Below are 26141 nucleotides of genomic sequence, written 5' to 3' on the forward strand. Positions count from 1 at the left end.
CGGGCCCGTAGCGCGGCTTCCCGGCGGGGCCACGGCGAGACCGCGGCCACCCCGGCCGCGTCGGCGACACCGGCTGCCGCCGCGGCGGCGCCCAAGCCGACCCCGATCCGGGAGGAGGGCGGCTACCAGGTCCCCAGCCCCTTCCTGCGCGCCGCACTCACCCGCCTCGCCGCCCCCACCGCGGACTGACCGCCCCCGCCACCCGCTCCGCACCCCCCTTAAGGAACACCCATGACCAACGACGTGCCCTGGTTCGCGATCGACCCCGACGTCGAACCCGCGCACACCATGCGCATCCCCACCGGGGAGCGGATCGGCGTGGAAGCCCCGACCTTCGGCGAACCCGCCCAGGTCGGGTGGGTGGAACCGGATGTGATGCCCGCCCAGCGCGTGGACGGCGGTTCGCCGTTCTCGGAGGCCGCGCGGGTGGGTTGGGTGGAGCCGGATGTGATGCCGGCGCAGCGGATGGATGGTGGTGGCTCGCCGTTCACGGAGGCCGCGCGGGTTGGGTTCGCACCGGACGAGATGCCGGCTCAGCGGATTGATGGTGGCGGCTCGCCGATCTCGGAGGCCGCTCGGGTGGGATGGGCCGAGCCGGATGTGATGCCGGCTCAGCGGATTGACGGCGGTTCGCCGTTCACGGAGGCGGCACAGGTGGGGCGGTTCGCGCCCGACGAGATGCCGGCGCAGCGGATTGACGGTGGTGCTGCGCCGTTCTCGGAGGCGGCGCGGGTTGGGTTCGCACCGGACGAGATGCCGGCTCAGCGGATGGACGGTGGTGGCTCGCCGTTCACGGAGGCCGCTCGGGTGGGTTGGGCCGAGCCGGATGTGATGCCGGCTCAGCGGATTGACGGCGGTTCGCCGTTCACGGAGGCGGCACAGGTGGGGCGGTTCGCGCCGGACGAGATGCCCGCGTACCGGGTGGGGACGGCCGTCGGCGAGCCGATGGAGGCTGGGCGGTTGCGGGCGTTCCAGGGCGCGCCGCTCGGTGACACGATCCCGGCGATGCCTGCCGAGACCGGGCGGTTGCGGGCGTCGGAGGGTGTGCCGTTGGGCGAGTCGATTCCCGCGATGCCTGCGGAGACGGCGCGGCTGAAGGCGTCGGAGGGCGCGCCGCTCGGTGACACGATCCCGGCGATGCCTGCCGAGACCGGGCGGTTGCGGGCGTCGGAGGGTGTGCCGCTGGGCGAGTCGATTCCGGCGATGCCTGCGGAGACGGCGCGGCTGAAGGCGTCGGAGGGCATGCCGCTCGGTGACACGATCCCGGCGATGCCTGCCGAGGCTGGGCGGTTGCGGGCGTCGGAGGGTGTGCCGTTGGGCGAGTCGATTCCGGCGATGCCTGCGGAGACGGCGCGGCTGAAGGCGTCGGAGGGCATGCCGCTCAGTGACACGATCCCGGCGATGCCTGCCGAGACCGCCCGGCTGAAGGGGTCGGAGGGTGTGCCGCTGGGCGAGTCGATCCCCGCCGAGACGGCTCGGCTGAAGGCGACGGAGGGGAAGCCGCTCGCGGAGGGGGAGTTGACGCCGCAGGTGGCGGCGGAGAAGGGCGTGCCGGCGCAGGGGGAGTTGGCGCAGCGGAAAGCGGCTGCGAACAGCGTCCCGCGCAGCGGCTCTTCGGAGGGGGGTGGCAGTGCCGGGCAGGGGTTCGTGGTGACTCCTGGGCAGTACCAGACGGCGGTGTCGCCGGTGCTCGCCGCGTCGGAGCAGATCGCCTCGCTCGCGGCCTCGATGAAGTCGTACCTGCCGTCGATGGAGGCGCAGAACCCGTGGGGGAACGACGAGTCCGGCAAGCAGTTCGCCGAGGGTGACAAGGGCTACCTGCAGTACAGCCAGAACACCTTGAAGACGCTTCAGGTGCTGGCCAAGGAGATCGCGTACATCGCGGACGGCCTGAAGAAGATGTCCGAGAGCTACGAGGGCACCGAGGAGAGCGCGACCAGCGCCTTCACGGGCATGGACGGCGGTCAGCAGAGTGCGCCCGGTGCGCCGCCGACCATGCCCACCCGGCCCGTGCACGTCCCGATGACCCCCGGCATGATCCGCCCCAACGGAAGGCACTGACCCATGGCTGTCGAACTCCCGGAGCCGCTCCAGTGGGTGCTCCTGCTGCTCGCCGGCTGTCGCTGGCCGGAAGCCGACGAAGACCAGCTCCGTGACATGGCCGATCACTGCCGCAAGTCGGCGGAGGGCCTGCAGGACGCCACCCGGAGCGTGGACGCCGCGATCAAGCGGGCGTTGGACGGTCAGCAGGGCAACGCCGCCGAGGCGTTGAACAAGTACTGGGCGGGCTACACGGTCGGCAAGGGGACCGAGGACGACCCGGGCCGGCTGACCGCGACCATCAACGCGCTCAACGGCATGGGCGACATGCTGGAGCAGATGGCCAACTCGACCGAGACCGCGAAGATCCAGATCGTCGCGCAACTCGGCATCCTGGCCTTCGAGTTGGCGACGGCCGAGGCCGAGGCTCCGGTCACCGCGGGTGCGTCGATGCTTCAGGTGCCCGCGTTCATCGCGGCGGCACGGACGTTCGTCAAGAAGCTGCTGGACAACTTCCTGGGCGAAATGATCAAGATGGCCGCCAAGCAGGCCATCCAGATGGCGGCGATCAACCTGCTCGCGCAGGGCATCGAACTCGCCGAGGGGCACCGCAAGAGCATCGACTGGAAGGAAGTCGGCGAGAACGCCAAGGGCGGTGCGATCGGCGGTGCCGCCGGCCACGTGATCGGCAAGGGACTCGGCGGCGCGGCCGGCAAGGTTGGCCTGGGCAATGCCGCCAACTCGCTCGGCGGCAAGATGGCGATCGGCGCGGCCACCGGCGTCGGCGCGGACGCGGCCACCCAGTACATCACCACCGGCAAGGTCGACACCTCCAGCCTGCTGGGCTCCGGACTGTCCGGCGGCGCGGGCGTCGGCCTCAACCACGCGGCCGTCAAGATGAAGCAGCACGGCGCCGCGCCCAACGCGGGCGACGGGCCGCAGCACCACATCCCCGACCCGGTCGGCGCGGGCCAGGGCGGACGCCAGGACGGCCCGCCGAAGTTCACCAAGCCCGACACCTCCTCCGGCGACAGCGGCAGTGCCTACCAGGGCCCGTCCGGCGACGGCGGCAGCTCCAACTCCGGTGGCACGAAGTCCCGTTCGGACGGCTGGGACGACGCCGGCAGCTCCAACTCGGGTGCCACGAAGTCGCGTTCGGACGGCTGGGACGATGCGGGAAGCTCCAACTCCGGTGCCGGCAAGTCCCGTTCGGACGGCTTCAACCCGAACGGCTCGGACTCCGGCGGCTCGCGGTCGGGTGACTCGAAGGTCGGCGGTCTGTCCCCGTTCGGCTCCGGCCGCGGCGGCGGCGACACCCCGCCGCCGTCCCACTCGGAGACGTCCGGCGGCGGACACCGCGCGGACGCGCCGACGCCGCACGAGCAGCCGGCGCACCAGCCCTCGCGCGAGCAGTCCTCGTACGAGCAGCCCGCGCGTGAGCAGTCGGGCGGTGGCGGCCGTGGCCACGAGCAGGCGGAGGCGGTCCGGCCGACGCACGAGCCGCTGACCGCGCAGGAGCCCGGCCGTCCGGTGCACGAACAGCCCGGCCGCAACGAGGCGGAGGGGCAGACCACCCGCCCGGACTCGCGCGAGTCCGGCACCACGCCCGGCCGCAACGAGGCGGAGGGCCACGTCACCCGTCCGGACTCCCGGGAGGCCGGCACGGCGCCGGTGCGCGAGGAAGGGCAGCCGGTCCGGCCGACGCACGAGCAGTCGGGCCGCAACGAGGCGGAGGGCCACGTCACCCGTCCCGATTCGCGGGAGGCCGGCACGGCGCCGGTGCGGGAGGAGGGCCAGTCGGTCCGGCCGACGCACGAGCCGGTTGTGGTGCAGCAGCAGGGACGGCCCGTGCACGACGCGGCGGCGAGCGCGCCCGTCCACGACAACTCGGCTGCTGGGCGGGAGAGTTCGGCGACCGACCGGGACACCGTGCAGCCGTCGGGCGATGACAGCGGGTCGCGTCCGGCGGGCGCGGGCTCGGTGCCGAACCTGTCCGGGGTGCTGGGCGGGGCCGCGCACCTCGCGGGGGCGGCGTCCTCGTCCGGCCACGGTGGCAGCAGCGGCGGCACGCACCTCGCGGGGGCCGGCAGCGCGACCCTGCCCCGGCCGGACACGGCGACCGTCCCGGGCCAGGGCATGCCCGACGGCCTCGGCGACAGCATGCCGAACTCCGGTGCGCAGAACCAGAACCAGGGCACCGTCCCGCCGATGGGCGGCGGCTTCACCCCGGCCGGCGGCGGCAGTCACATCGGCGGGGGCGGCACCCGTCCCGATGCCCCGTCGACCTCCGGCGCGCCCAGGCCCACCCCCGGCGGCACCGTCACCAACGGCGGCCCCAGCAGGGCGGCGGCACCCTCCGTCCGGGCGGCGGTCGCGGAGCCCGTCCCGAGACGGAGACCACGCCGAAGACCGACACCGACCGGATGACCCATCTGGTCAACGCCGATCGGCAGCGGCAGGGCAGGCCGCCACTCAAGGTTGACCATGGACTGTCGGACGCGGCGGCTCAGTACTCGGCCGACTCGGCAATGTCGCACGTGAGTGACACCGCCGCACAGCCGCACGTCGACGGGACGTGGTCCAGCGTCGATCAGAACGTGGCGCCGCACGACGCCCCGACCCCGCACGGCGACACGCCGCCGTCGCACGAGACGCCGTCGGAGCCCGCGTCGACGCGTCCCGACTCCGAGCCCGCGGGTGCCTCCCGCCCGGACGCCGAGCCGGCCGGACTGGGCGGTTCGAGGCGGCCGCTGATCACCGATCAGGGGCTCACCCCCGACGGCCGGAAGCTGCTGCACCAGAACCCGGACGGGCCGTCGATCGTCTACCCGCCGGTCAACAGCCGGCTGGAGCAGGCCGGAAAGGCGCTGTCGAACAAGTTCAAGCCCGATCCTGCCCTGGAGACCCTCGGCAAGATGATCACCAACGACACGCGATACACGTCGGGACCGGTCCAGTCGGCGGGCACCACGGCGAGCGGCCAGCCGAACGTCAAGATCAAGGGCAACACCTTCAAGGCGTACCTGGACCCGGCGACCATGACGGCCGTCGAACAGGCCACCACCTACGGGCTCCAGGCCCCGCTGAAGAGCGCCTCGGGCCTGGGCAACAACGCTCCCGCCGGCAACAAGCTGCTCGAACAGGCCGCCAACTTCGACTTCCGGTCCCGGCCGACCCACGAGCAGCAGCAGGAACGCCGGCAGCTCTTGAAGGACCTCGCGGACCAGAACGCGCAGGACGGCGTCTGGGTCGACCGCGACCGGATCGCCGGCCAGCTCGGCGACCACCAGTCCGCGCTGGAGGGCGTGGACCGCCTGCTCAACGGCCACGGGGACGGCCAGGGCTTCCCCGGACTCGTGATGGGCGAGGCGCACCGCAGTTCGCCGAACTGGAACTTCCTCCGGGACAACATGGCCCAGCTGCACGCCGGCGGGGTCGACACCATCTACCTGGAGGCCCTGCGCGACGACTCCTTCCAGCACGAGCTGGACAAGTTCCTCAGCTCGCCGCCCGGAGCGGAGCTGCCGCACAACCTGGAGAAGATGGTCTCCAGGTACGACAGCCACAACCATGCGGACCTGCGCGGCACCCTGCAGGCGGCGAAGGAACACGGCGTCAGGGTCCGCGCGGTGGACGGCTACCCGGCCCGCGACGACGCGGCGGACGGCGGAACCCCCGAGCGGAACCGCCTGATGAACGTGTACGCGCACGATGTGATCGCCGCGGACGCTCCGCACCGCGGGAACAAGTACCTGGTCGTGCTGGGCTCCGAGCACGCGCACTCCAAGGCCGACCAGGGCTTCGGCCGGATTCCCGGCACGGCGGACCTGCTGGGCGTCCCGGCCGTGCACCTGATCGACGGCACCGCCACGCACGCCGGCGAGCCCGGCACGGCGACGAACACCACGGCTCCCGGCAACTTCCGGGTCCACGCCCTCCCGCTCCCCGAGCACCACTCGCCGGTCGGCGACCCGGCCGCCGCCCACGGCAACCCGGCGACCGCCCCGGGCGGGCTCGGTCCGGTGCACCACGACACCACGACGCCCCACGCACAGCCCGAGCACGTCGACGTCCCGACCCCGCACGAGCAGCAGCCGACCCACGAGCAGCAGCCCGGCCACGACCAGCAGCCTGGCCATGACCAGCAGCCGGCCCACGAGCAGGCGTCGCACGAGAGTGGCGGCCCGCGCTACCCGGCCAGCGAGGGGCGGCCGTTCGATGTCGAGGGCGGGTTGAAGCACCCGTCCGCGCACGAGGTGAAGCAGCTTCAGGACGCGGTGCCGCACAACGCGGACGGGACGCCGCAGCGGCACCCGGACCCGCTCGCCGGCGACTGGGTGAAGAAGCTGAACGGCGACGGCCCGGGCGCGCCCGGCCGGGCCAACAACTGTGCGGACGCGGCGCTTTCGGTGATCGACACCTACAACGGTCACCCGACGGTGGCGGCGCCGCGCGTGGAGAACAACTCGGCCGGCGAGAAGGGCAGTCGGGACCGGATCGAGAGCGCGCTCGGTGCGAAGTTCGAGAAGCTCGGCGCGGGGCCGTCCGGACACGAGAAGCTGGCGCAGACGCTGCTGGAGAGCGGTCCGGGCTCGTCGGCGGTGATCATCAGTCACGACAGCGAGGGCCGGGCCCACGCCTGGAACGCGATGAACCACGACGGCAAGATCGTGTACGTCGACGGCCAGATGGGGCGGGTCAGCGAGACGCCGCTGTACCAGGGCGAGAAGGGCCTGTTCGCCCTCCCGCTCACCCCGGACCGCGCGCCCCTGCACCCCTCCGGAAACAACAACCATCAGGCCGGCCCCGCCCGGAGGCGCAGCCGAGCCCCCGGACCGCCCCGGCCCCCGACGGCCAACGGCCGGACTCCGCACCGGGATTGCCACCGCTGCGGCCGCTACCGGAGCTCCATGTGCCGCCCACGGAGGCGGAGTTGGCCAAGCTCCACGAGGACCCGCCCGGTCCGGCCCTGATCCACCCGCCGGCCGCCACCCCGGAGGACCTGGCGAAGTACAAGGCGGACAACAAGCTGAAGTTCATGCTGACCGGAAAGCTCGGCGAAGCAGCAAACGAGCTCCCGGGCGTCTTCGGCCGCCGCAACTCGCACTACCTCACGGACGACGGGAAGCCCGAGACGCGGATCAGCCCCTACTCCCAGAGCCTGAAGACCTACAGCGACGCATCGACCTTCAAGGCGCTGCACGACGACCTGGTCAAGACGATGCGCGACGAGTTCAGTGAGTCGCTGAACAAGGCCAACGATCCGGATCGCTGGGGATACCAGGGGAACAAGCTGACCGAGGAGGTCGGGAAGCTCGACTTCCGGACCGAACCGAACTACCAGGCCCAGCTCGAACGCCGGAACATCCTGGAACGGCTGGCGCGGCAGGACGCGGACACTGTCTGGCCCCCGCACGACCGGCCGCTGGTGCGGGACCGGCTCGCGGGGCAGACCAACGCGGTGGACGGTGTCCTCGGCCTGCTCCAGGGGGACGGCGTCCACCCGGCGCACGACGGGATCGTGGTGGGGGAGACCCACCAGAACGCTTCCAGCTGGGGGTACCTCAAGGACAACATGCGGGGGCTGAAGGAGGCGGGCGTCGACACTGTCTACATCGAAGCCCTCCGCGACGAGTCCGCCCAGCGGGACCTCGACGCCTTCCTGAAGCCCGGCGGTGAGATGTCGGCCCGGCTGGAGAAGCTGGTCAGCGCCTACGACAAGCAGTGGAAGTCCCCGGCGGGCGCCGGCCTCCACGAGACGCTGCACGCCGCGAAGGCCAACGGCGTGCGGGTCCGGGCCATCGACGGGTACGCGGCGCGCACGCCGAACAGCGGGGCCGACATGTACCAGCAGCGCGCCCGGCTGATGAACTCGTACGCGCACGATGTGATCGCCAGGGACCGCGAGGGACAGTCCGGGAAGTACGTCGTGATCACCGGCGCCTCGCACGCGCTCCAGCACACGAGCATGCGGCCCGACCAGCCGATCCACGGCCTGGCTGACATGCTGGGGGTGCCGCCGGTGCGCCTGAACACCCCGGGCGGGGACGAGGCGTTCGGCTACCACCCGTCGAACAACCTCCGGCTGGGACTCCTTGAACCCACTGCCGCGAACGGGCACGTGATGCCCGGAGCCGACGCCCAGCAGGGCAACAACCCGCCGCCCGGGAACCACCCCGACGCCAACGCGGCCGAGCAGCACCACCAGGACCACCAGAACCAGGACAACGCCGACTTCATCGACCCGGCCGGCCTCGGGAACCCCCCGCACGACGGGGCGGCACCGCAGCACGAGCAGCAGCCGCTCCACGAGCAGCAGCCTTCGCACGAGCGGGAGTCAGTGCAGCACGAGGACGGCGGTCCGCGTCACCCGGCCAGCGAGGGGCGGCCGTTCGATGTCGAGGGCGGGTTGAAGCACCCGTCCGAGCACGAGGTGAAGCAACTTCAGGACGCGGTGCCGCACAACGCGGACGGCACCCCGCAGCGGCACCCGGACCCGCTCGCCGGCGACTGGGTGAAGAAGCTGAACGGCGACGGCCCGGGCGGGCCCGGCCGGGCCAACAACTGTGCGGACGCGGCGCTTTCGCTGGTCGACACGTACGACGGGCACCCGACGGTGGCGGCTCCCCGGGTCGAGGACAACTCGGCCGGCGAGAAGGGCGGCCGGGCCCGGATCGAGCAGGCGCTCGGCGGCAAGTTCGAGCACCTCGGCAAGGGACAGGCCGGGCACGACAAGCTGGCGCAGACCCTGCTCGACAGCGGCCACGGCTCGCAGGCCGTGATCATCACGCGGGACGGCGAGGGCCGCACCCACGCCTGGAACGCGATGAACCACAACGGCAGGATCGTGTACGCGGACCCGCAGTTGGGCCGCACCAGCGAGACGCCGCTGTACCAGGGCGAGGGCGGCCTGTTCGCCGTCCCGCTCACCCCGGACCGCGCCCCCTGCACCCGGCCGCCCCGCCGGCCACCGCCGGAAACCACCAGCAGGGACCGCGCCCCGACGGGCAGTCGAACGCCGCCGTGCAGCGTCCTCGGGAGGACCAGCGGCCCGGCGACTCACCGGGCGCCACCGAGCACGCCGGGTCCTCGCAGCACGCCGGCGACACCGCGCAGCAGCAGCACGAGGGCGGCGCCGAGCACCCGCCGGTGGTGCCCGAAGCGCTGCCGCCGGTCGGCACGCCCGAGCACGGGATCATGCACCACCCCGGTGAGTTCCTGCGGGACAACCGGGTGTCCGTGGACTTCGCCGACGGCGTCCGGAAGCGGATGCCCGGACTGAAGCCCTACGAAGAGGCCGTCCTGCTCAGGGACATGCGCGGCCGCGACCAGCACTGGTTCGCCATGGTGCCGGACGGCAACAACGGCTACCACCTGGTGCCCGCGTGGGAGAAGTACGCCGAGCACTACGCCGACTTCCCCCGGCCCAGCGGCGGCCTGCCGCCGGTGAAGGAGGACAGCCACTACGTCCGGGGCGCCTACGTGCCCTACGAGAGCAACAAGCGGCCCAGCCTCGCCGACGAGAGCACCATCGGCCACGCCCAGGTCCCGCTGCACCCGGACCCGGCCCGCCCGCGCGAAGGACTGGTGATCACCGACGCGATGAACGGCTGCGCGCTGGTGGCCACCGTCGAACCCGGCAGCGACACGTTCACGGTCTGGCACTACCAGTCGTACTCGTCCGCCGGGAACCTCCAGACCGCCGCCGACTTCCGCGTCCAGAAGACCGTCACCAGCTGGATCGGCACCGGCGACTACGCCGCGCCGCTGCCGCCCGCGCACTCGCCCGCGGCGACCAACATGCTGCACCACGGCCCGAACGGCTGGGAGGTCGTCAGCCAGGAGGTGCAGCACGACATGCTGCGCCCGCAGGCCCCGCCGCGGCTCTCCCAGCAGTCGGTCCGGCCGTTCGAGGTCGGCACGCCGACCCCGGAGAGCATCGTCAAGATGACGGTCGACCCCTACCACGTCAACGCGAAGGAGCAGTTGGGGAACTTCGACCAGGCCGCCATCGACCTCACCAAGCGGGCGAAGCTCGGCAACCCCGAGACGAACGTCCTGAACGGGCACATCAACGGCCTGCGGGAGAAGCTCCAGGAGCAGAAGGACCTGGTGGCGCGGCTGGAGAACCCGAACACCAGCCTGGAGGACGTCCGGGACACCGCGGCCCGCCTGCGCGAGAACCACCGCGAGAACCAGGAGTACCTGGCCGCCAACCGGCCTGCGATCGACCAGTTGGTCGGACGGCTCGGCCTGAACGAGAGCGCCGCCAACACGCTCTACTCGGAGTTCGGCAAGTCGCAGTGGATCGACGTGATGCACGGCGAGAGCATCGCCCAGATCCACAAGCGGGACACCCCGGCGGACCCGGCCGGCCTGTCGCCGGAGGAGCTGCGCGCCAACCTGCCCGGTTTCACCGGCAAGGACGACGCCGCGGCGAACCACGCGGCCGGTGACCAGCTGGTCGCGCTGCAGACGCACACCGAGCAGCTGTACGACCAGATCCAGACCAACCTGGGCAAGCTCAAGCTCGGCACGGACGGGCTGACCGGCGACCCGACGCAGCCGAACTCCAGGCTGGAGTACAGCCTGTGGTCCGGCGGCAAGGGACTGGCGGACCGCTACGGCAGCGCGGACCAGACCGGCCAGGGCCAGGCCGAGAAGTCGAACGGCTTCATGATGAGCCAGACGCCGGAGGACGAACGGGCCCGGACCGAACTGGAGTTGGGCTACGGCAAGGGCAACTGGCCGCCGCCGGACCCGCAGTACCAGAAGGACTTCATCGCCTGGATGAAGCAGAAGGAGAAGGACAACGGGCCGGACTACCAGCACGACTGGACCGAGGTCCGGGCCAAGTTCAACGAACTGCGCATCGAGGCCGAGAACCACGCCAACGAGGTGACCGAGCACGGCCGGGTCCTGGTCGGCGAGCACGACGCCCGGTTCAAGAACGCCTGGGACCGCGCCTCGGACGACGTGGCCCTGCACGCGGCGCTGGCGATGGCCGGCTTCCGCAGCTACGGGCTGGACGAGCCGCTCGTCGGCGCGCCCGACCGGGTCGCCCACCCGACGCCGGCGGAGACCGTCCAGGTCCGGCAGGAGATCCCGATGGCGCAGAAGATCGCCGCCGAGGTCACCGCCAAGCTGCACGAGAACGCCGATGCCAGGCACCAGGTCGCGGAGCTGACGAACGACCCGGAGCTCAAGGCCAAGCTGCACGAGCTCGCCGACCGCGCGAAGCAGGGTGCGGACACCTTCAAGTCCGGTGCCGACCAGCTCACTTGGAAGCCCACCAGCACCAACGAGGAGCGCACGGCGCTCGCCGACGCACGGAAGGACTCCGGGGTCACCATGCTCCGGGGTCGGGACGAATTCCTCAGCGCCGTCCGGGACTTCGACAAGCTGCTCAACGAGCACGGCGTCCCCGCGGCGCACTCGGACTACGTCTCCGACCCCCGCCCGTCCGAGCACCCGGCCGGCCTGGGCGACAACCCGGTGCACGAGCAGCAGCTGTCGCACGAGAGGGAGTCGGGGCAGCACGAGGACGGCGGTCCGCGTCACCCGGCCAGCGAGGGGCGGCCGTTCGACGTCGAGGGCGGGTTGAAGCACCCGTCCGAGCACGAGGTGAAGCAGCTTCAGGACGCGGTGCCGCACAACGCGGACGGCACCCCGCAGCGGCACCCCGACCCGATGTCGGGCGACTGGCTGAAGAAGCTGAACGGCGACGGCCCGGGCGCGCCCGGGCGGGCCAACAACTGTGCGGACGCGGCGCTTTCGCTGGTCGACACCTACGACGGGCACCCGACGGTGGCGGCGCCGCGCACCGAGCAGAACAGCCTGGGCGAGAAGGGCGGCCGGGACCGGATCGAGCAGGCGCTCGGCGGCAGGTTCGAGCACCTGGGGAAGGGACAGGCCGGGCACGACAAGCTGGCGCAGACCCTGCTCGACAGCGGGCACGGCTCGCAGGCGGTGATCATCAGCCACGACAGCGAGGGCCGCGCCCACGCCTGGAACGCGATGAACCACAACGGCAGGATCGTGTACGCGGACCCGCAGTTGGGCCGCACCAGCGAGACGCCGCTGTACCAGGGCGAGGGCGGCCTGTTCGCCGTCCCGCTCACCCCGGACCGCGCCCCCCTGCACCCGACCGTTCACTCCAACTCGGGCCCGGACCACGGCCGTTCGGCAGCCGGTCGGCCCGGCACCCTGGACGGGACGGGCGGCTCCGAGGGGAGCGCGTCCGCACCGCCGAAGCCGCCCAGGCCGAAGCTGCCGCCGGCCGAGACCCGGGTGAAGACGGACGAGCGGATCGCCGCCATGATGGCGAAGGAGTCCACGCCGACCAAGAAGGGTCAGACCCCGAAGAAGACGGCCGTGGACGCCACCAGGCCGTACTCCGCGAACAACAGCCCCGCGGTGAGCGCGGACACGGAGGCGGTGGTCCCGCACGGTGTGAAGTTCATCGACATCGAGATCACCACCGGCGACTACACGGTGAACAAGGCGGACACCTCGGGGAGCGCACCGGTGACGGGCGGCAAGTTCGCCACCTCGTTCGGCCGCAGTGTCGACGGCCGGACCTTCGCCGTCGTGATGGAGACCTACAAGGCCCCGGCCGAGAAGGGCTACTTCGCCAGCGACGGGTTCGCCGCCCAGTGGAAGGCCTTCCACGAGGGCGGGTTGGACCAGGCGCAGGTCAAGACGGCGCTGAAGAACCCCGGCGCGGCCGAGATGCCGCAGGACGTGCCGGACCACCTGTACCACCAGAACGTGTCGGGCGAGGACTCGAAGAAGGCGATGTCCGAGGTGCTCGGCCGGCCGTACCCGCAGGAGGAACGGCAGCCCGGCGACCACAGCGCCTACCGCAAGGAGTTGGACCCGGCGAACCCGGCCGACCTGGCCGACCTGCGGAAGATCCTCGCCACCGACAACGGCAAGTCGGCCGCGAACCTGATCGACAACCTCAGCGACATGAGCGACGGCACCAAGTCCGGCGTCAAGAAGGTCGTGGTGATCGAGGACGGCGAGGGCCACTTCCACCTCCGGTTCGACACCGGCGACCGCGCCGACGTCACGACGATCGACGCGAAGGGCGAACTCCGCGCGCCGGCAACGCACTCGGAGCAGCAGGCGCACCCGGAGCCGGGCGCCCTGGTGGACGAGCCGACCGGGACGGCCCACACGGCGGACACCACCGAGGCAACCGGCGCGACCCACACGACCGAGACTGCCGAGACTGCCGAGGCGACCGAGACGACCGAGACGACCGAGACGACCGAGACGACCGAGACGACCGAGGCGACCGAGACGACCGAGGCGACCGAGGCGATCGCGCCTGCTGAGGCGGGCGGTGTCGATCCGGAGGTGGCAGAGGCGGTCGGCCGCCTCTCGTACCTCGGCACCGACAGCAGCTCCGGGTCGGGCACCTTCGCGAAGTTGAACGACATCCGGGTCGACGACCTGACGGAACCGCAGATCCACGAGGTGATGAAGCAGGCGGTCACGAAGCTCTCCGACGGGGTCATGGGCCGGGAGAGCGAGCTGATCACCGAGGCAGAGGCAAGGCTCAAGGCGACCAAGAAGAACCGTCCCGGTTGCGCCGGTGTGGCGTACATCCGGACCGAGGACGGGCAGGCGGAGGTGGTGGTCGAGACCGAGCCCGCCCCGGCTGCTGCCCCGCCCCCGCTTCGGCCAACCTCTTCGCCAGCACCAGCGTCAAGGGCACCGGGGCCAACGTCGAGAACCTTGCCGAGGTCACCTTCGGGTCGTTCGTCCACCCCCTGCTCAAGGACGCCTACCTCAGCCATCCGAACCCGTATCTCAATACGATCGGCAAGTGTGCGGAGACGACCATGCTGACCAAGCTGATCAACCAGCACGACCCCACGCTCGCAGCCGACTTCGCGGCGGCCGGAACCGACCCGGAACAGTTGGCGGCACTCCGGGAACGAGGACGTCAACTGCTCTCCCGGGTCGAGGTGTTCACCGTCGAGCCCGGGAAGCCTAACGACCCGCCCGGGACGACCGAGCACCTCGAACCGTGCAGCAACTGCTCGCACGTCGTCCTCACCTACGGGATCACCGCACTGAGGCCCAATGTCCAGGGCGCTCCGGATCCGCTGATACCGATGACCCGGAGCGAAGTGATCGACAGCATCCGCAGGCAATCCCAAATGCTGTATCCGGCACAGCAGAACCAGGAACAGTACGCGCAGGCATTCTTCAACGAGTACGGGGAGCACCTGTTTCCGGAGAATGCGAACACGCAGTGACGCGCGCCGCCTTCGTCGGGGCGGCGGAATTCGGTAGAACCCATCATGACGGTCCGTTCGGCTTGCGACCGCCAGCTACAATCGAGTGTCGGGATCGCGGCCGGACGGCCGTCTGAAAAAGAGGACCTGAACATCTATGCCTGGAGCAATCGACCGGGGTGAGGCCGTTGCGTGGCTGGAGGGCCACGGATGGTCGGCTGCCCGCGATATCGGGGAGCGCGCTCAGGAATTGATTTCCGACCGGATCCGGATTTCCGCCGAAGGCGGTTACCGGCCGGTGGAATTCGACGCGGCCCGGTCCTTTCTGGCGTCCTTCGGCGAACTGGTGCTGCCGCTGTCCGGCGGCGGCGGAATCGCACTGGTCCCGAACCCGGCCGGTCCGGGCGAGGACAATGACGAGGGCGTGCTGGCCGCGGCGGAGGCGGCCTGGGGCCGGCCGGTGTTCCCGGTCGGCGTCCGGACCGACCGGCCGGGGCGGCTGCTGGTCACCCCGGAGGGCCGGTTCTGCTACGCGGACGAGACCGGCACCCGCTACCTGGCGGACGAACCGGTCGAGGCCCTGGCCCGCCTCCGCGATGGAGGTGAACTCCCCACTGTCGGGGAGCACTTGCCGTCCAGCGGCAGCGGCAGCGGCAGCGACGGCGGAACGGGTGGCCGCGGCGCGGAGCCCGTCGCGGAGGAACTGCCGAGCACGGCCTCCTCGCTGCTGGTCGACAAGACGCTGAAGACCAGGACCAACACGGTCGGCGGTTCCGAGCCCGACCTGCACCCGGCGGTCCGGGCCTTCCTGGACGCGCTGCCGCCGTACCTGCGGGAGCCGTTCGCCGCCTGGTGCGCCGAGACCTCGCTGATCTCCGAGGAACTGCTGCTGCTGGACGAGCGGCGCGGCGACGGCGCGGTGACGACGCTGGACGAGGCGCGCCCGCACTTCGCCGGGAGCCAGATCCTCAGCGTGGCGATCCGGGAGGGCAGCGACCCCGAGCACGGCAAGCCGGTGCAGCCGTGCCGTTCGTGCGCCGCGCTGCTGGCGGAGCTGGGCGTCGAGGTGATCGCCGGATGAGCGCCGCCGTTCTCTCCGCCGGACTGCGCGAGTCGCTGGCCGCCGCCGGCCGGGAGACCGCCCCGGGGGCGCACCGGCGGCTGATGCTCTCGGTCGCCACCGCGACCACCGGGGACGGCGCGGTCGGCCTGACGCCCACGGCGCGACGCTTCCTGGACTCGTACTCCGGTCTGAGCATCCCTCAGGCCGGGCCGGGAGTGGAGGTCGCGGCGCACGGCTGCCTGATCGACCCGGCGGCCGCCCGGTTCGCGGGGCCGCGGTCGCGGTGCTCGCCGACCGGCTGGGCGTGCCGGTCTTCCCGGTCGGCCGGACCGAGGGGGGCGTGCTCGCGCTCGACGGGCAGGGGCGGCTGTTCCGTCAGGGCCGCAGCGGCTGGTGGTACCTCGGCGCCACACCGGAGGAGGGCCTGGCCCGGCTGGTCGAGGGGTACGCCCCCGCCCTGGTGGACGGCCGCGGGCAGTGGGCCGAGCCGGCTCCGCTGCCGCGGGCGGTGCACGAAGGGGCGTGGACGGACACCGGTCCGGCCAGTGAACTGCTCGCCGCCGCCCTGGCGCTGGCCGCCTCGGCCACCCGTCCGCTGCGCCGGCACGGGCTGCCGGCGCTCGGCGGGCTGGTCCTCACCGTGGACGGGGAGGGTGCCGAATTCCCGCTGCTCCACAAGGAGTTCGATCTCGACGCCGGGGATCCGGAGCGGGCGATCGCCGAGATCGTGGACCGGACCTTCCTGCGTCCGGGGATGCGCCCGGTCAAGGTCACGGTCCGCCTGACCGATTCGCGCGGCGCGGGGGAGGGCGGCTGGGACGTGCTGGTCGTCGCCCACGCCGACCGCAGCCGGCAGCTGTCGCTCCGGCACCGCACTCCGGCCGGGGCGCAACTGCCGGACTCGGCCGACGTCACCGCGACCGTCACGGCTCTGGCCGCGCTCGGCGCAGCACACCGCACTGTAGGAGGAACCGCATGATCACCCAGGACGAGGCCCTCGCGAAGGCGCAGGCATGGCTGAACGAGGGCGCCCCGGCGGGCGCCGAACGGGAGGTCAGGTTCCGTGAGTTCGACCTGGGCTGGGTGGTGTGGGCCGCGCCCGCGCCGCTGGAGGCCGACCCGGTGACCGGTGAGCTGCGGCCGCCGGCCGACCTCGGCGACGCCACGGGCGTGGTGGACCGCGCGACCGGGGAGATCAGCACCTGGCCGTCGATCCCGATCGACGCGGTGATCGCCGTCTACCAGGAGCGCCGAGCCGGACGGTGACCACCGGTGGGGGTGGATGTCACCGTCCGCGGCCGGGCTCCGGGGCACCCCGGGGTCCGGCCGTTTCCCACTGTTCGTCCGGCGACGTCAAACCACCGCCGAACTTTCACGATTCCTCCCGGAAGGAGCGCCGCCAGCCCCCAGAGGCCCAGTAATTCACGCCGTGAATTTACCAACTGCATACCTTCGGGGCCCTTCACCCCGCCTGCCGGTCTGCGAAGCTCGTAACCGAGGTGACGTCACGTCACCTCGGCGGACGTGCTTGACGGTTCGCCCGTGGACAGCAAGTAAAGTTGCCTGACAATTGAGCGGGTGCGGCAGCCTGGCGGGTGCCTTCGGCCTGCCCTGGATCCGGTGCGGACGCTTCGGTGCACCCGACCGGCGGGCGGCCTGGCATGAACCTGGCTGCCCGGGGGCGGTGAACCGGGAGGGTACGCGGTGGCGGACGAGACGGTGTGGATCGACCTCGACGAGGTCGAGTCGGCAGCCAAGACGATCATGGGGCTGCTGAAGGAACTCGAGGGCCCGGCCAACCGGCTGGAGGCCAAGGTCAAGCAGGTCGAGGCCTCGGTGTACGGCACCGACCTGGTCGGAAAGGCGCTCCAGGGCGCCGGCTCCTCGGTCGGCGGCCTCGGCAAGCACCAGGAGCAAGTCCTCGCGGGCATCCGGACGTTGATGCAGAACGCCACCGCGATGGGGCAGAACCTGCAGTCCATGGCGGCCCGTCACCGGGCCAACGACGAGCAGCACGGCTCCGAGATCGGCCGGATCGCCGCCGACGGCGACATGCCGGCCGACCCGCGGCTGCCCGGCAACCTGTCCGCGCCCGTCGGGACGGTGCCCGCCTCGCTGCCGGACGCACCCCGCGAGCCCCTGCTCGACCCCGACCCGACGCCGCCCCGCCGCCGGCCCCCGTCGCGCCGATCGGCGACACCGAGAGCGACGGCGGCTACCACAAGCCCGACGCGCCCACGCTCGACTACAACCACCACGACGAGATCGTGGAGGCTCTCCGCGGCGGCGGCGGCGGAGCCGGCTCCCACCAGCTCATCTGACCGGCCCGCCGGGCGAGTCGACGCCCGGTGCCCCGGAAGCCCGCGAGCCGCGCAGCCCGAACCCGACGCCGCACCGCCGACCGTCACCCGGGGCGCCCACCCGCCCCCGCTCCGACCCCGAACGTCCTCCCGGAGAGTCTCCCGCCATGATCGAGCTGCCCGCCGACCTCGCCGAAGTACTGAAGACCGTTCAGAAGAACGAGAACGGGAAGGACATCGCCTTCCCCGACGCCAACGAGGAGTTGCTCGCCGAACTCGCCGCCGCCTGGGACGACTGGAACAAGGTCGCCGAATCCCACGTGCGGGCGATCAGCGAGGCCGCCCAGCGGGCGATGTCGAGCATGTCCGGGCCGGCCGCCGACAGCTTCCAGCAGTACCTGCAGAAGTTCGCCGGCGGCGAGGAGTCGCACGTCGCCACCACCCTGCAGTCCGGCAACGCGATCGCCACCTCGCTGCACGGCGCGTCCGGCGCGGTGATCGACACCAAGAACGAGATGGTCCGTGAACTCCAGTACGCCAAGGAGTACATGGAGCAGAACCCGGCCGGCAAGCACGACGACATCGCCAACTCCGAGGGCATCAAGCAGGCCGCCGCGGTCTACCACCAGTACGTCGGACAGGTCGGCAACGACGTCGACGGCATGCTGCGGAAGAGCGCCAACCACATCGCCGACATGACCGGCATGGGCCAGTCCTGCGCCCTCAACGGCGCGGGCGGGGCCGGGGGTTCGGGCGGAGCCGGCGGGGCGGGCATCGGCACCATGTCCGGCTCGGGCTCCCCGTTCGGGATGCCGGCCGGGCTGCGCGAGCCGGGCGCGGCGGGCGACGCCCCGGCGGCGCGCCCGACGGCGTGGGCGGCCCCGGTGCGCCCGGCGCGTTCAGCCTGCCGGACGCCCCCGGCGGCGCGGGCTCGCACCTCGGCGGGCCGGATCCCCCGGCGGCGGAAGCCAGTTCGGCGGCGTCGGATCCCCGGGCGGCGCGGGCCAGTTCGGCGGGTCGGGCGGCTCCGGCAGCTCGGCTGGCACCCCCGCGCTGGCACCCTTCAAGCCGCTCACCCCCAACATGCCGAGCTTCGGCCAGGGCGGATCGGGCAGCGGCGCACCGGTGTTCACGCCGCTCAGCTCCGGCGCGGCCCCGCTGAACATCGCCGGCCTGGGTGACCTCGGCGGACTCGGCTCCGGCACCGGCGGCTCCTCCGGCAGCTACACGCCCATCGGCGGCAGCTACACGCCCAGCTCCGGACTGACCGGCGGGGCCGGCGGCAGCCCGTACAGCCCCCTCGGCGGAATGCCCAACATCGGTGCCTACACCGGTAGTTCGGGGACCACCGGGGGCCGCGGCCTGACCCCGTTCAAGGGCACCACCAGCAACCCCTTCGGCGGCGCGGGCGGCTCCACCGCACGCGGCGGCATCGGCGGGGTCGGCGGCCCCTCGGCACGCGGCGGGTCGGCGGGCTGGGCGGCTCCTCGGCGCGCGGCGGGACCGCCGGCGTGGGCGGCTCGGGACTGCGCGGCGGCCCCGGCGGCAGCGGCATCGGCGGCAGCTCGCTGGCCTCAAGGTCCGGCAGCGGCGCGGGACTCGGCGCGGCTGGCGCCTCCGGCCGCGGCATGTCCGGCGCGTCCTCCGCCGCCGGCCGGGCCGGGGCGAGCGGCTTGAGCTCGGGCGGAGCGGCCGGCCGCGGCACGGCTGCGAGCGGCGCCGGCATGGGCGCCGGCCACATGGGCGGCATGGGCGGCGCGGGCCGCGGCGCGGGCGGCAAGGACGGCAAGCAGGGCAACCGCTTCCTCAGCCCCACCCGCTTCGGCGCCGAGGGCGAGGAGGACGAGGAGCTGTACGGCGACGCCGGCATCCTCGGCCAGGCCGCCGACATCGACCCCCGCGACCGCAACTGGTCCCGTGCGCGCCGCCGTTGGCTGGACGACGCCCGTGCCGAGGGCACCTTCAGCCTCCCCGAGCCCGCCGCGGCACCGGTCGCGCCCGCCGGCCCGGCCAGCGAGCAGCAGGTGCTCAGCCAGTTGGCGGGCGTCCTGCTCGGCACCGGCGCGGGGAGCGGTGACGCCGCGTCGGACGGTGCGGCCGGGACGGACGCGGCCGCCGCCTCGCCGGTGGTGGACCTGACGGCGCGCCAGGATTCGACGGCCGCCAATGCCGGTGCGGCGGAGGCCGGTTCGGACGACGCGTACCTGGAGCGTTCGCGCAACGCCGCCGCGCGGCGCGGCCACGCGGAGGTGGCGGAGACGCCCGCGGCCGCCTCCGCCCCTGCGAGCGCGGCTTCGGCCGGCGGTGGCGCGGCCGGTGGCGGCGGTGCGTCCGGTGGCGGTGCGGGCGAGGGAGCGACGCCGCAGCGCGCCCCGCTGCGCGAGGAGGGTGGCTTCCAAGTGCCCAGCCCGTTCCTGCGTGCGGCCCTCTCCCGGCTGGCCACCGCACCCGCCGCGGACTGACCGCGCCCGCCGTCGACCCGAACTGACGAAGGAACACCATGAGCAACGACGAGCAGGCCTGGTACGCCGCCGCGGTCGAACCCGAGGCCACCGCCCGGCTCCGGGTCGGCACGGCCGTCCCCGACGGCGTCCCGATGGAGGCCCGGCAGCAGAGCGTCCCGGCCATGGAACGGGAGTGGGTCGCCCCCGAGCCGTTCCAGCGGGCGGAGGCCGTGACGCCGCTCCAGCCGTTCGAGCGGGCGGAGGCGGCCACACCGGTGGAGCCGTTCGAGCGGGCGCAGATGGCGACGCCCGTCGAGCCGTTCGAGCGTGCTCAACCCGCCATGCCCGTCCAGCCGTTCGAGCGGGCGGACGCGGCCACACCGGTGGAGCCGTTCGAGCGTGCCCAACCCGCCACGCCGGTGGAGCCGTTGCAGCGGGCGGACGCGGCCATGCCGGTGGAGCCGTTGCAGCGGATGTCGGCCGGGGTGCCCGCGGAGGAGGCGGTGGCGCGGCGGGCGATGTCCGCGCCGACTGCCCGGACGGCGGCCAAGTCGGCCGGTGGAGACGGTGGTTCCGGGAGTGCGGGGCAGGGCTTCCAGGTCGATCCCGGGCAGTACCAGGCGGCAGTATCGCCGATGCTCGCCGTCTCGGAGCAGGTCGGTTCGCTGTACAGCGCGCTGAGCTCGTTCCTGCCCTCGCTGGAGGCCCAGAACCCTTGGGGCAACGACGAGTCGGGCAAGAAGTTCGCGGAGGGTGAGAAGGGCTACCTGAAGTACAGCAAGGACACCCTGGACGTCATCAAGGGCCTGCCCGCCGCGCTCAAGGGCATCGCCGACGGCCTGAAGGCGATGGCCGACGGCTACCAGAACGCCGACGAGGGCGTCATCTCCGAACTCAACGGCGTGGACCCGGGCAGCGCGCCGATGCCGGTCTCGCCGCAACTGCCCAACGCGGTCCATCTCCCGATCACCCCGCGGATCACCCAGAGCGGAAGGCACTGACCCATGGCTGTCGAACTCCCGGAGCCGCTCCAGTGGGTGCTTCTGCTGCTCGCGGGCTGCCGCTGGCCGGAAGCCGACGAGGACCAGCTCCGTGACATGGCCGACCACTGCCGCAGGACGGCGGACGGCCTGAAGGACGCCGCGCAGGCCGGCGACGCCACCATCAAGCGCGCGCTGGAGGGCCAACAGGGCGTCGCCGCCGAGGCGTTGGGCAAGTACTGGGAGAAGTACTCGGTCGGCAAGGGCACCCAGGAGGAGCCCGGTTACCTGCCCGGCGCGATCAACGCGCTCAACGGCATGGGCGACATGCTGGAGCAGATGGCCAACTCCGCGGAGACCGCGAAGATCCAGATCATCGCCCAGCTCGGCATCCTGGCCTTCGAGTTGGCGACCGCCGAGGCCGAGGCCCCGTTCACCGCCGGCGCGTCGATGCTGGAGGTGCCCGCGTTCATCGCGGCGAGCCGGGCCACGGTCATGGCCACCCTGAAGACGCTGCTGAAGGAAATGCTCGTGATGGCGGCCAAGCAGGCCGCCCAGATGGGCGCGATCAACCTGCTGGCTCAGGGCATCGAACTCGCCGAGGGCCACCGCAAGAGCATCGACATGAAGGAGGTCGGGCAGAACGCGCTCGGCGGCGCGGTCGGCGGCGCGTCCGCGCACCTGATCGGCAAGGGCATCGGCAAGGCCGGCGAGAAGCTCGGCGTGGACGCCGCGCTCAAGACCACCGGCGGCAAGATGGCCACCGGCGCGGCGATCGGCGTCGGCGCGGACGTCTCGACCCAGCTGATCACCACCGGCAAGGTGGACGGCGAGTCCCTGCTCGGCTCCGGCCTCTCCGGCGGCGCGGGCGCGGGCCTGCACGCCGGAGCCTCCGCAGCGAAGGGCCACTTCGCCACGCCGAAGGCCGCGGAGGGCCCGAAGCTTCCCGGCTCCGGGGACCACGCGGGCCAGGACGGCCCGCCGACCTTCAACAAGCCCGACAGCTCCGGCGGCGCGAGCGCGTACCACGGTCCCGCGGGCAGCAGCAGTGGCAGTGGCAGCGCCGGCGGCAGTTCGGGGTCCTCGCACACGGCGGACGCGGGTTCGTCCGTCGGTGCGGGCTCGCACAGCACGGCATCCGGTTCCGGGACGGGCGAGTCGAAGGTGAGCGGGCTGACCCCGTTCGGCGCCGGACGCTCCGCCGACAGCCCGTCCGTCGGCGCGCAGTCCACCGGCCACACCGCCACGCCGAGCCACGAGGCCACCCCGGCGCCGGCCGCCGCGTCGCACCAGCAGGCGGCGGAACACGTCCAGGAGTCCATGGCCCCCCGCGCCGAAACGCGGCAGGCCGCACCGACGCACGAGTCGGTGCCGCGCCAGGAAGCGGCTGCGCCGACGCGAGAGATGGCGACGCCGCGGACGGAGGCGCAACCGACCGCGCCGGTGCACGAGTCGACGCCACGTCAGGAGTCGGCCGCCCCGGCGCACGAGACGCTCCCGCGTCAGGAGGCGACTGTCCCGGCGCACGAGACGTTGCCCCGGCAGGAAGGGGCCGCCCCGGCGCACGAGACGTTGCCCCGCCAGGAGGCCGCTGCTCCCGCTCACGAGACGTTGCCCCGGCAGGAACCCGCTGCTCCCGATCACGAGACGCTCCCGCGTCAGGAGGCGGCTGCGCCTGCCCACGAGACGCTGCCCCGCCAGGAAGCCGCAGCGCCGCATCACGAGTCGACGCCACGTCAGGAGGCGGCTGTCCCGGCGCACGAGACGTTGCCCCGCCAGGAAGCCGCTGCTCCCGCTCACGAGTCGATTCCCCGGCAGGAGGTCGCTGCGCCCGTACACGAGACGGTGGCGCCCCGGGCGGAGCAGCAGCCTGCCGTTCAGCCGCACGAGTCGGTTCCGCGTCAGGAGACCGTCGCGGCGCAGCCGCACACTGTCGCGCCCGCGCACGAGTCGGTCCCGGTCGCGCAGGTCCACGAGTCGGCGCCGCGCCAGGAGGCCGTTCCGGCGGCGCACGAGCCGGTGCAGTCGCAGGCGGCTGCGCCCGTGCACGAGTCGGCGCCGCGCCAGGAGGCCGTTAACCAGACTGTCTCGCGGGAGAGTTCGGACGTTCCCGAGGCAGCTCCGCAGGCTGCGCGGCCGGCCGGTGCGGGTGGGATGCCCAACCTGTCGGGTGTGCTCGGTGGTGGCGGGACGCACCTGGACGGCGGGACCAGGCTCTCCGCCGGGCCGGCCGCGCCGCGCACCGTGGCGGGGCCGGATCAGGTGCCGGGGCAGATCCTTCCGGACGGTGCGGGCGAGGTCCCGCCCGCTGCGAACACCACGCAGAACCCGATGGCGGGCGGGTTCACGCCCGGGCCCGTCGGCGGGGCGGGCACGCACGGCGGCGCCGGGGCTTCGGGCCACGCCGGGCCGTCCGCGACGGTGCCGCGGCAGGGGCGGGACAGCCACGTGGTCGCCGATCCGAACCGGACGGCCCAGGCGCCGGCCGGTGGCACGATCCGCCCGGGCGCGGGCCGCGCCTCCGAGTCCGGTGCGGGCACGCCGCCGCGCAACCACGGCGAGGCGACGTCGCGGCCGGTCTCCGAGCAGGCGCACGACCGGCTGTTGGAGCGTCAGCGCCAGCAGCGCGAGGCGGAGCTGAGGGAGCTCGGCCAGAAGTCGTCCGTCCGGGACGCCGTCGATCAACTCGGCGGCCGGCAGCGGCCGGTGGCGACCCGGCCGGTCGACGCGGACCGGCTGCGGCAGGACCTGCCGGGCATGACGCCGCACGAGCGGGCGCAGGAGATCGCCAACCTCACGCCGGAGAACCGGCGTTGGCTGGCCCGCGACCCGCAGTTCGTGGACGCGCTGAAGTCGACGCTGCCGCCGCACGAGTTCGCGCGGACCGCCGCCGAGCTGATCGTGCACGTGGACCCGCGCGCCGAGCAGGCCGCGTCCGCGCGGCAGGAGGCGCAGCAGCAGGTGGCCCGGATGCTCCAGGACCCGGACACCGCCGCGCGGTTGATGAAGAACGGCGCGGACGTGGTGATCGTGCCGAAGGACGTCCGGATGACCGACGTCCCGGACCTGCACGGGCTGGCCGGCGCGCACAACCACAGCGAGGCGGGCGGCGGTCGAGGCTACGACGACATGCGCGGCTCCGGCGGCCGGCACTCGGCCGTCACCGAGGAGAACCTGCTCGGCGAGCACACCTCGGTCGGCAACGACCGTCACTACCAAGACGGTTACTCCACCACCACGCACGAGTTCAGCCACACCGTGCACCGGTTCGGGCTGGACGCGAACGACCAGAAGGTGATCACCGACACCTTCACCAGGAAGTCGACGGACCCGAACGCGCCGTGGCCGGACGGTCCGCTGCACGGCGCCAACGGCGAGAAGAACTACTCCTCGCGGGACGAGCAGGAGTACTTCGCGCAGGTCACCAACGCGTACCTCGGGACCAACCACGGCACCGACCCGTACACCGGCCACCCGCGCAACAACGGGGCGGAGTGGGTGCGGAAGAACGAGCCCGAACTGCTGCCGCTGCTGGAGAAGTTGTACGGCGGGAAGCCGTCCGAGGTCCACGACGGCCGGGCCAACCCGGTGCACGAGACCGCCGCGGAGAACGCCAAGTACGACGGCTTCCGCGAGTTCATGGACCACGTCGAGGGCAACGACACGGCCGCCGCCGGCGAGCACCGGCCCCCGGCGGCCGAGCACCAGCCCCGGCCGAGCACCAGCCCCGGCCGAGGGCCGGCCGCCGCACGGCGGCACCCCGCACGAGGACCTGCCGTCCCCGCCGCCGGTGGCCAGCAGCAGTACCGCGCAGGGGAGTTCGGGCCAGGCGAAGCCCACCCCGGACGGCGACTACGAGCACAAGATCGACGGCCAGAAGACCTTCGACACCATCGAGTCGTTCCTCGGCAACTCGCCCGAGTTCCAGCAGGTCCGGGCCGATCTGGAGGGCTACGCGCGGGCCGATCTGTCGACCGGCGACACCAACGCGATCCTGAACCAGTACCGGAACGAGAAGCTCCAGCACGTCGACGTGGTGTCCCGGGCGACCGCCCGGGTCGAGGAGCAACTGCGGTCGGTCAACGAGGAGTTGGCGAAGGGCAACCACCAGCCCGACCGGCTGGCCGAACTCCACGAGCAGCGCGGCCGCCTGGAGACCGCCAAGGCCGCGATGCAGGACCAGCGCGACCGCCTGGCGATCTTCGAGCACGAGCGGATCAAGGACGCCAATCCGGCCAGCCCCGACCTGGCCGTCCGGCTGCGGGAACGGCAGGACGCCGAGCGCCGGATCCTGCCGGACGCCATCCAGCGGATCACCGCCGAGGAGGCCGCCAACGACCGGCTGCTGGCCGAGGCCGAGCAGCGCAGGACCGACGCGAAGGCGGCCGGCACGGCCTCCGGCGTCCACGACAAGCGGGTCGCGGACCTCGAACTCCGGCAGGAGACGCTGAAGAAGGACCGCGAGGCCCGCGAGCAGGCCCTGCGGGACGCCAACGCGGCGGCCGCGGCCCAGCAGAACGCCCCGCACCCGGCGGGCGGCAACCGCCCCGCCGGCGTGTCGGCCCCGACCAAGAAGGCCGACTGGACGCCGTTCGACCGGGCCTACCGCGAGGCGTTCGCCTACTCCGACCACGGCGTGATGAGCCAGCAGCCGCACGCCGAGAAGGTCACCGAGCGGATGCTCAAGAACGACGTCAAGCTGGAGCGGGCGGTCGCCAACCGCAACCACGTGATCGCCGACTACATGGTGCACAAGTACGTGACGGCGGCGGTGTTCAAGGCCCGCTCGATGGACGAGGGCAGCCACCGCGCGGCCTCGGACGCGTTCGGCGACTTCGTCACGGCGATGGCCCCGGACCGGCACCGCATCTACGACTCCTTCGGGCGGAAGGCCGAGGCGCGGCTCGCCGTCGGCGGGCCTGAGGAGGCGGTGCTGGCCCGCCGCGACCTGACCGCCACGCCCGACACCGTCGACCTGAAGGCCACCTACGGCAACGACCGGCTGCCGGAGGCCTTCGACACCAGCGGCATCACCGACCGCACCACCGCCGACGCGGCTGCGG

General features: G+C 72.8%; 14 protein-coding genes. All 14 read left to right on the plus strand.

What is annotated here, in order from left to right; genetic code table 11:
- On the plus strand, positions 1 to 189 hold a 189-nt coding region (locus KCH_RS42780), incomplete at its 5' end, for a hypothetical protein (protein WP_208865994.1).
- Positions 190 to 231: 42 nt separating this feature from the next.
- Positions 232 to 2061, plus strand: coding sequence for a hypothetical protein (locus KCH_RS28715; RefSeq protein ID WP_035867725.1), 1830 nt, complete (start codon positions 232 to 234; stop codon positions 2059 to 2061).
- Between the two features lie 3 nt (positions 2062 to 2064).
- Positions 2065 to 4467, plus strand: coding sequence for a WXG100-like domain-containing protein (locus KCH_RS28720; RefSeq protein ID WP_035867728.1), 2403 nt, complete (start codon positions 2065 to 2067; stop codon positions 4465 to 4467).
- A gap of 110 nt (positions 4468 to 4577) precedes the next feature.
- The gene (locus KCH_RS28725) at positions 4578 to 7013 is read left to right on the plus strand and encodes a toxin glutamine deamidase domain-containing protein (RefSeq protein ID WP_157032230.1); all 2436 of its coding nucleotides are present in this window, start codon (positions 4578 to 4580) and stop codon (positions 7011 to 7013) included.
- On the plus strand, positions 6974 to 9322 hold the full coding sequence (locus tag KCH_RS45150) for a toxin glutamine deamidase domain-containing protein (RefSeq protein WP_157032231.1): 2349 nt from the start codon (positions 6974 to 6976) through the stop codon (positions 9320 to 9322). Before KCH_RS28725 ends, KCH_RS45150 begins: the two co-directional genes overlap by 40 nt.
- A 2408-nt stretch (positions 9323 to 11730) precedes the next feature.
- Positions 11731 to 13899 carry a toxin glutamine deamidase domain-containing protein gene (locus tag KCH_RS45155; RefSeq protein WP_244305713.1) on the plus strand — a complete coding sequence of 723 codons (2169 nt, stop codon included), beginning with the start codon at positions 11731 to 11733 and terminating at the stop codon, positions 13897 to 13899.
- Positions 13893 to 14312 carry a hypothetical protein gene (locus KCH_RS28740; RefSeq protein ID WP_035867734.1) on the plus strand — a complete coding sequence of 140 codons (420 nt, stop codon included), beginning with the start codon at positions 13893 to 13895 and terminating at the stop codon, positions 14310 to 14312. The genes KCH_RS45155 and KCH_RS28740 overlap by 7 nt, the downstream gene beginning before the upstream one ends.
- A 136-nt stretch (positions 14313 to 14448) precedes the next feature.
- Positions 14449 to 15372, plus strand: coding sequence for a YwqJ-related putative deaminase (locus tag KCH_RS40190; protein ID WP_084223979.1), 924 nt, complete (start codon positions 14449 to 14451; stop codon positions 15370 to 15372).
- Positions 15373 to 15637: 265 nt separating this feature from the next.
- Positions 15638 to 16333, plus strand: coding sequence for an SUKH-3 domain-containing protein (locus KCH_RS37955; RefSeq protein ID WP_051653557.1), 696 nt, complete (start codon positions 15638 to 15640; stop codon positions 16331 to 16333).
- Positions 16330 to 16620 (plus strand): hypothetical protein, encoded by a 291-nt coding sequence (locus KCH_RS28755; protein WP_035874269.1) that lies wholly within the window; start codon positions 16330 to 16332, stop codon positions 16618 to 16620. Before KCH_RS37955 ends, KCH_RS28755 begins: the two co-directional genes overlap by 4 nt.
- 1201 nt (positions 16621 to 17821) lie before the next feature.
- On the plus strand, positions 17822 to 18835 hold the full coding sequence (locus KCH_RS28765) for a WXG100-like domain-containing protein (protein WP_035867738.1): 1014 nt from the start codon (positions 17822 to 17824) through the stop codon (positions 18833 to 18835).
- Between the two features lie 330 nt (positions 18836 to 19165).
- On the plus strand, positions 19166 to 20116 hold the full coding sequence (locus KCH_RS28770) for a hypothetical protein (protein ID WP_035867741.1): 951 nt from the start codon (positions 19166 to 19168) through the stop codon (positions 20114 to 20116).
- 38 nt (positions 20117 to 20154) lie between these two features.
- A complete protein-coding gene (locus tag KCH_RS28775) occupies positions 20155 to 21099 on the plus strand; it encodes a hypothetical protein (RefSeq protein ID WP_035867742.1) in 945 nt (314 codons plus the stop codon).
- A 3-nt stretch (positions 21100 to 21102) separates the two neighbouring features.
- Positions 21103 to 26001 (plus strand): WXG100-like domain-containing protein, encoded by a 4899-nt coding sequence (locus tag KCH_RS45160; protein WP_244305473.1) that lies wholly within the window; start codon positions 21103 to 21105, stop codon positions 25999 to 26001.
- Positions 26002 to 26141 lie beyond the last annotated feature (140 nt).

It is taken from the genome of Kitasatospora cheerisanensis KCTC 2395 (genome assembly GCF_000696185.1).
Taxonomy (GTDB): domain Bacteria; phylum Actinomycetota; class Actinomycetes; order Streptomycetales; family Streptomycetaceae; genus Kitasatospora; species Kitasatospora cheerisanensis.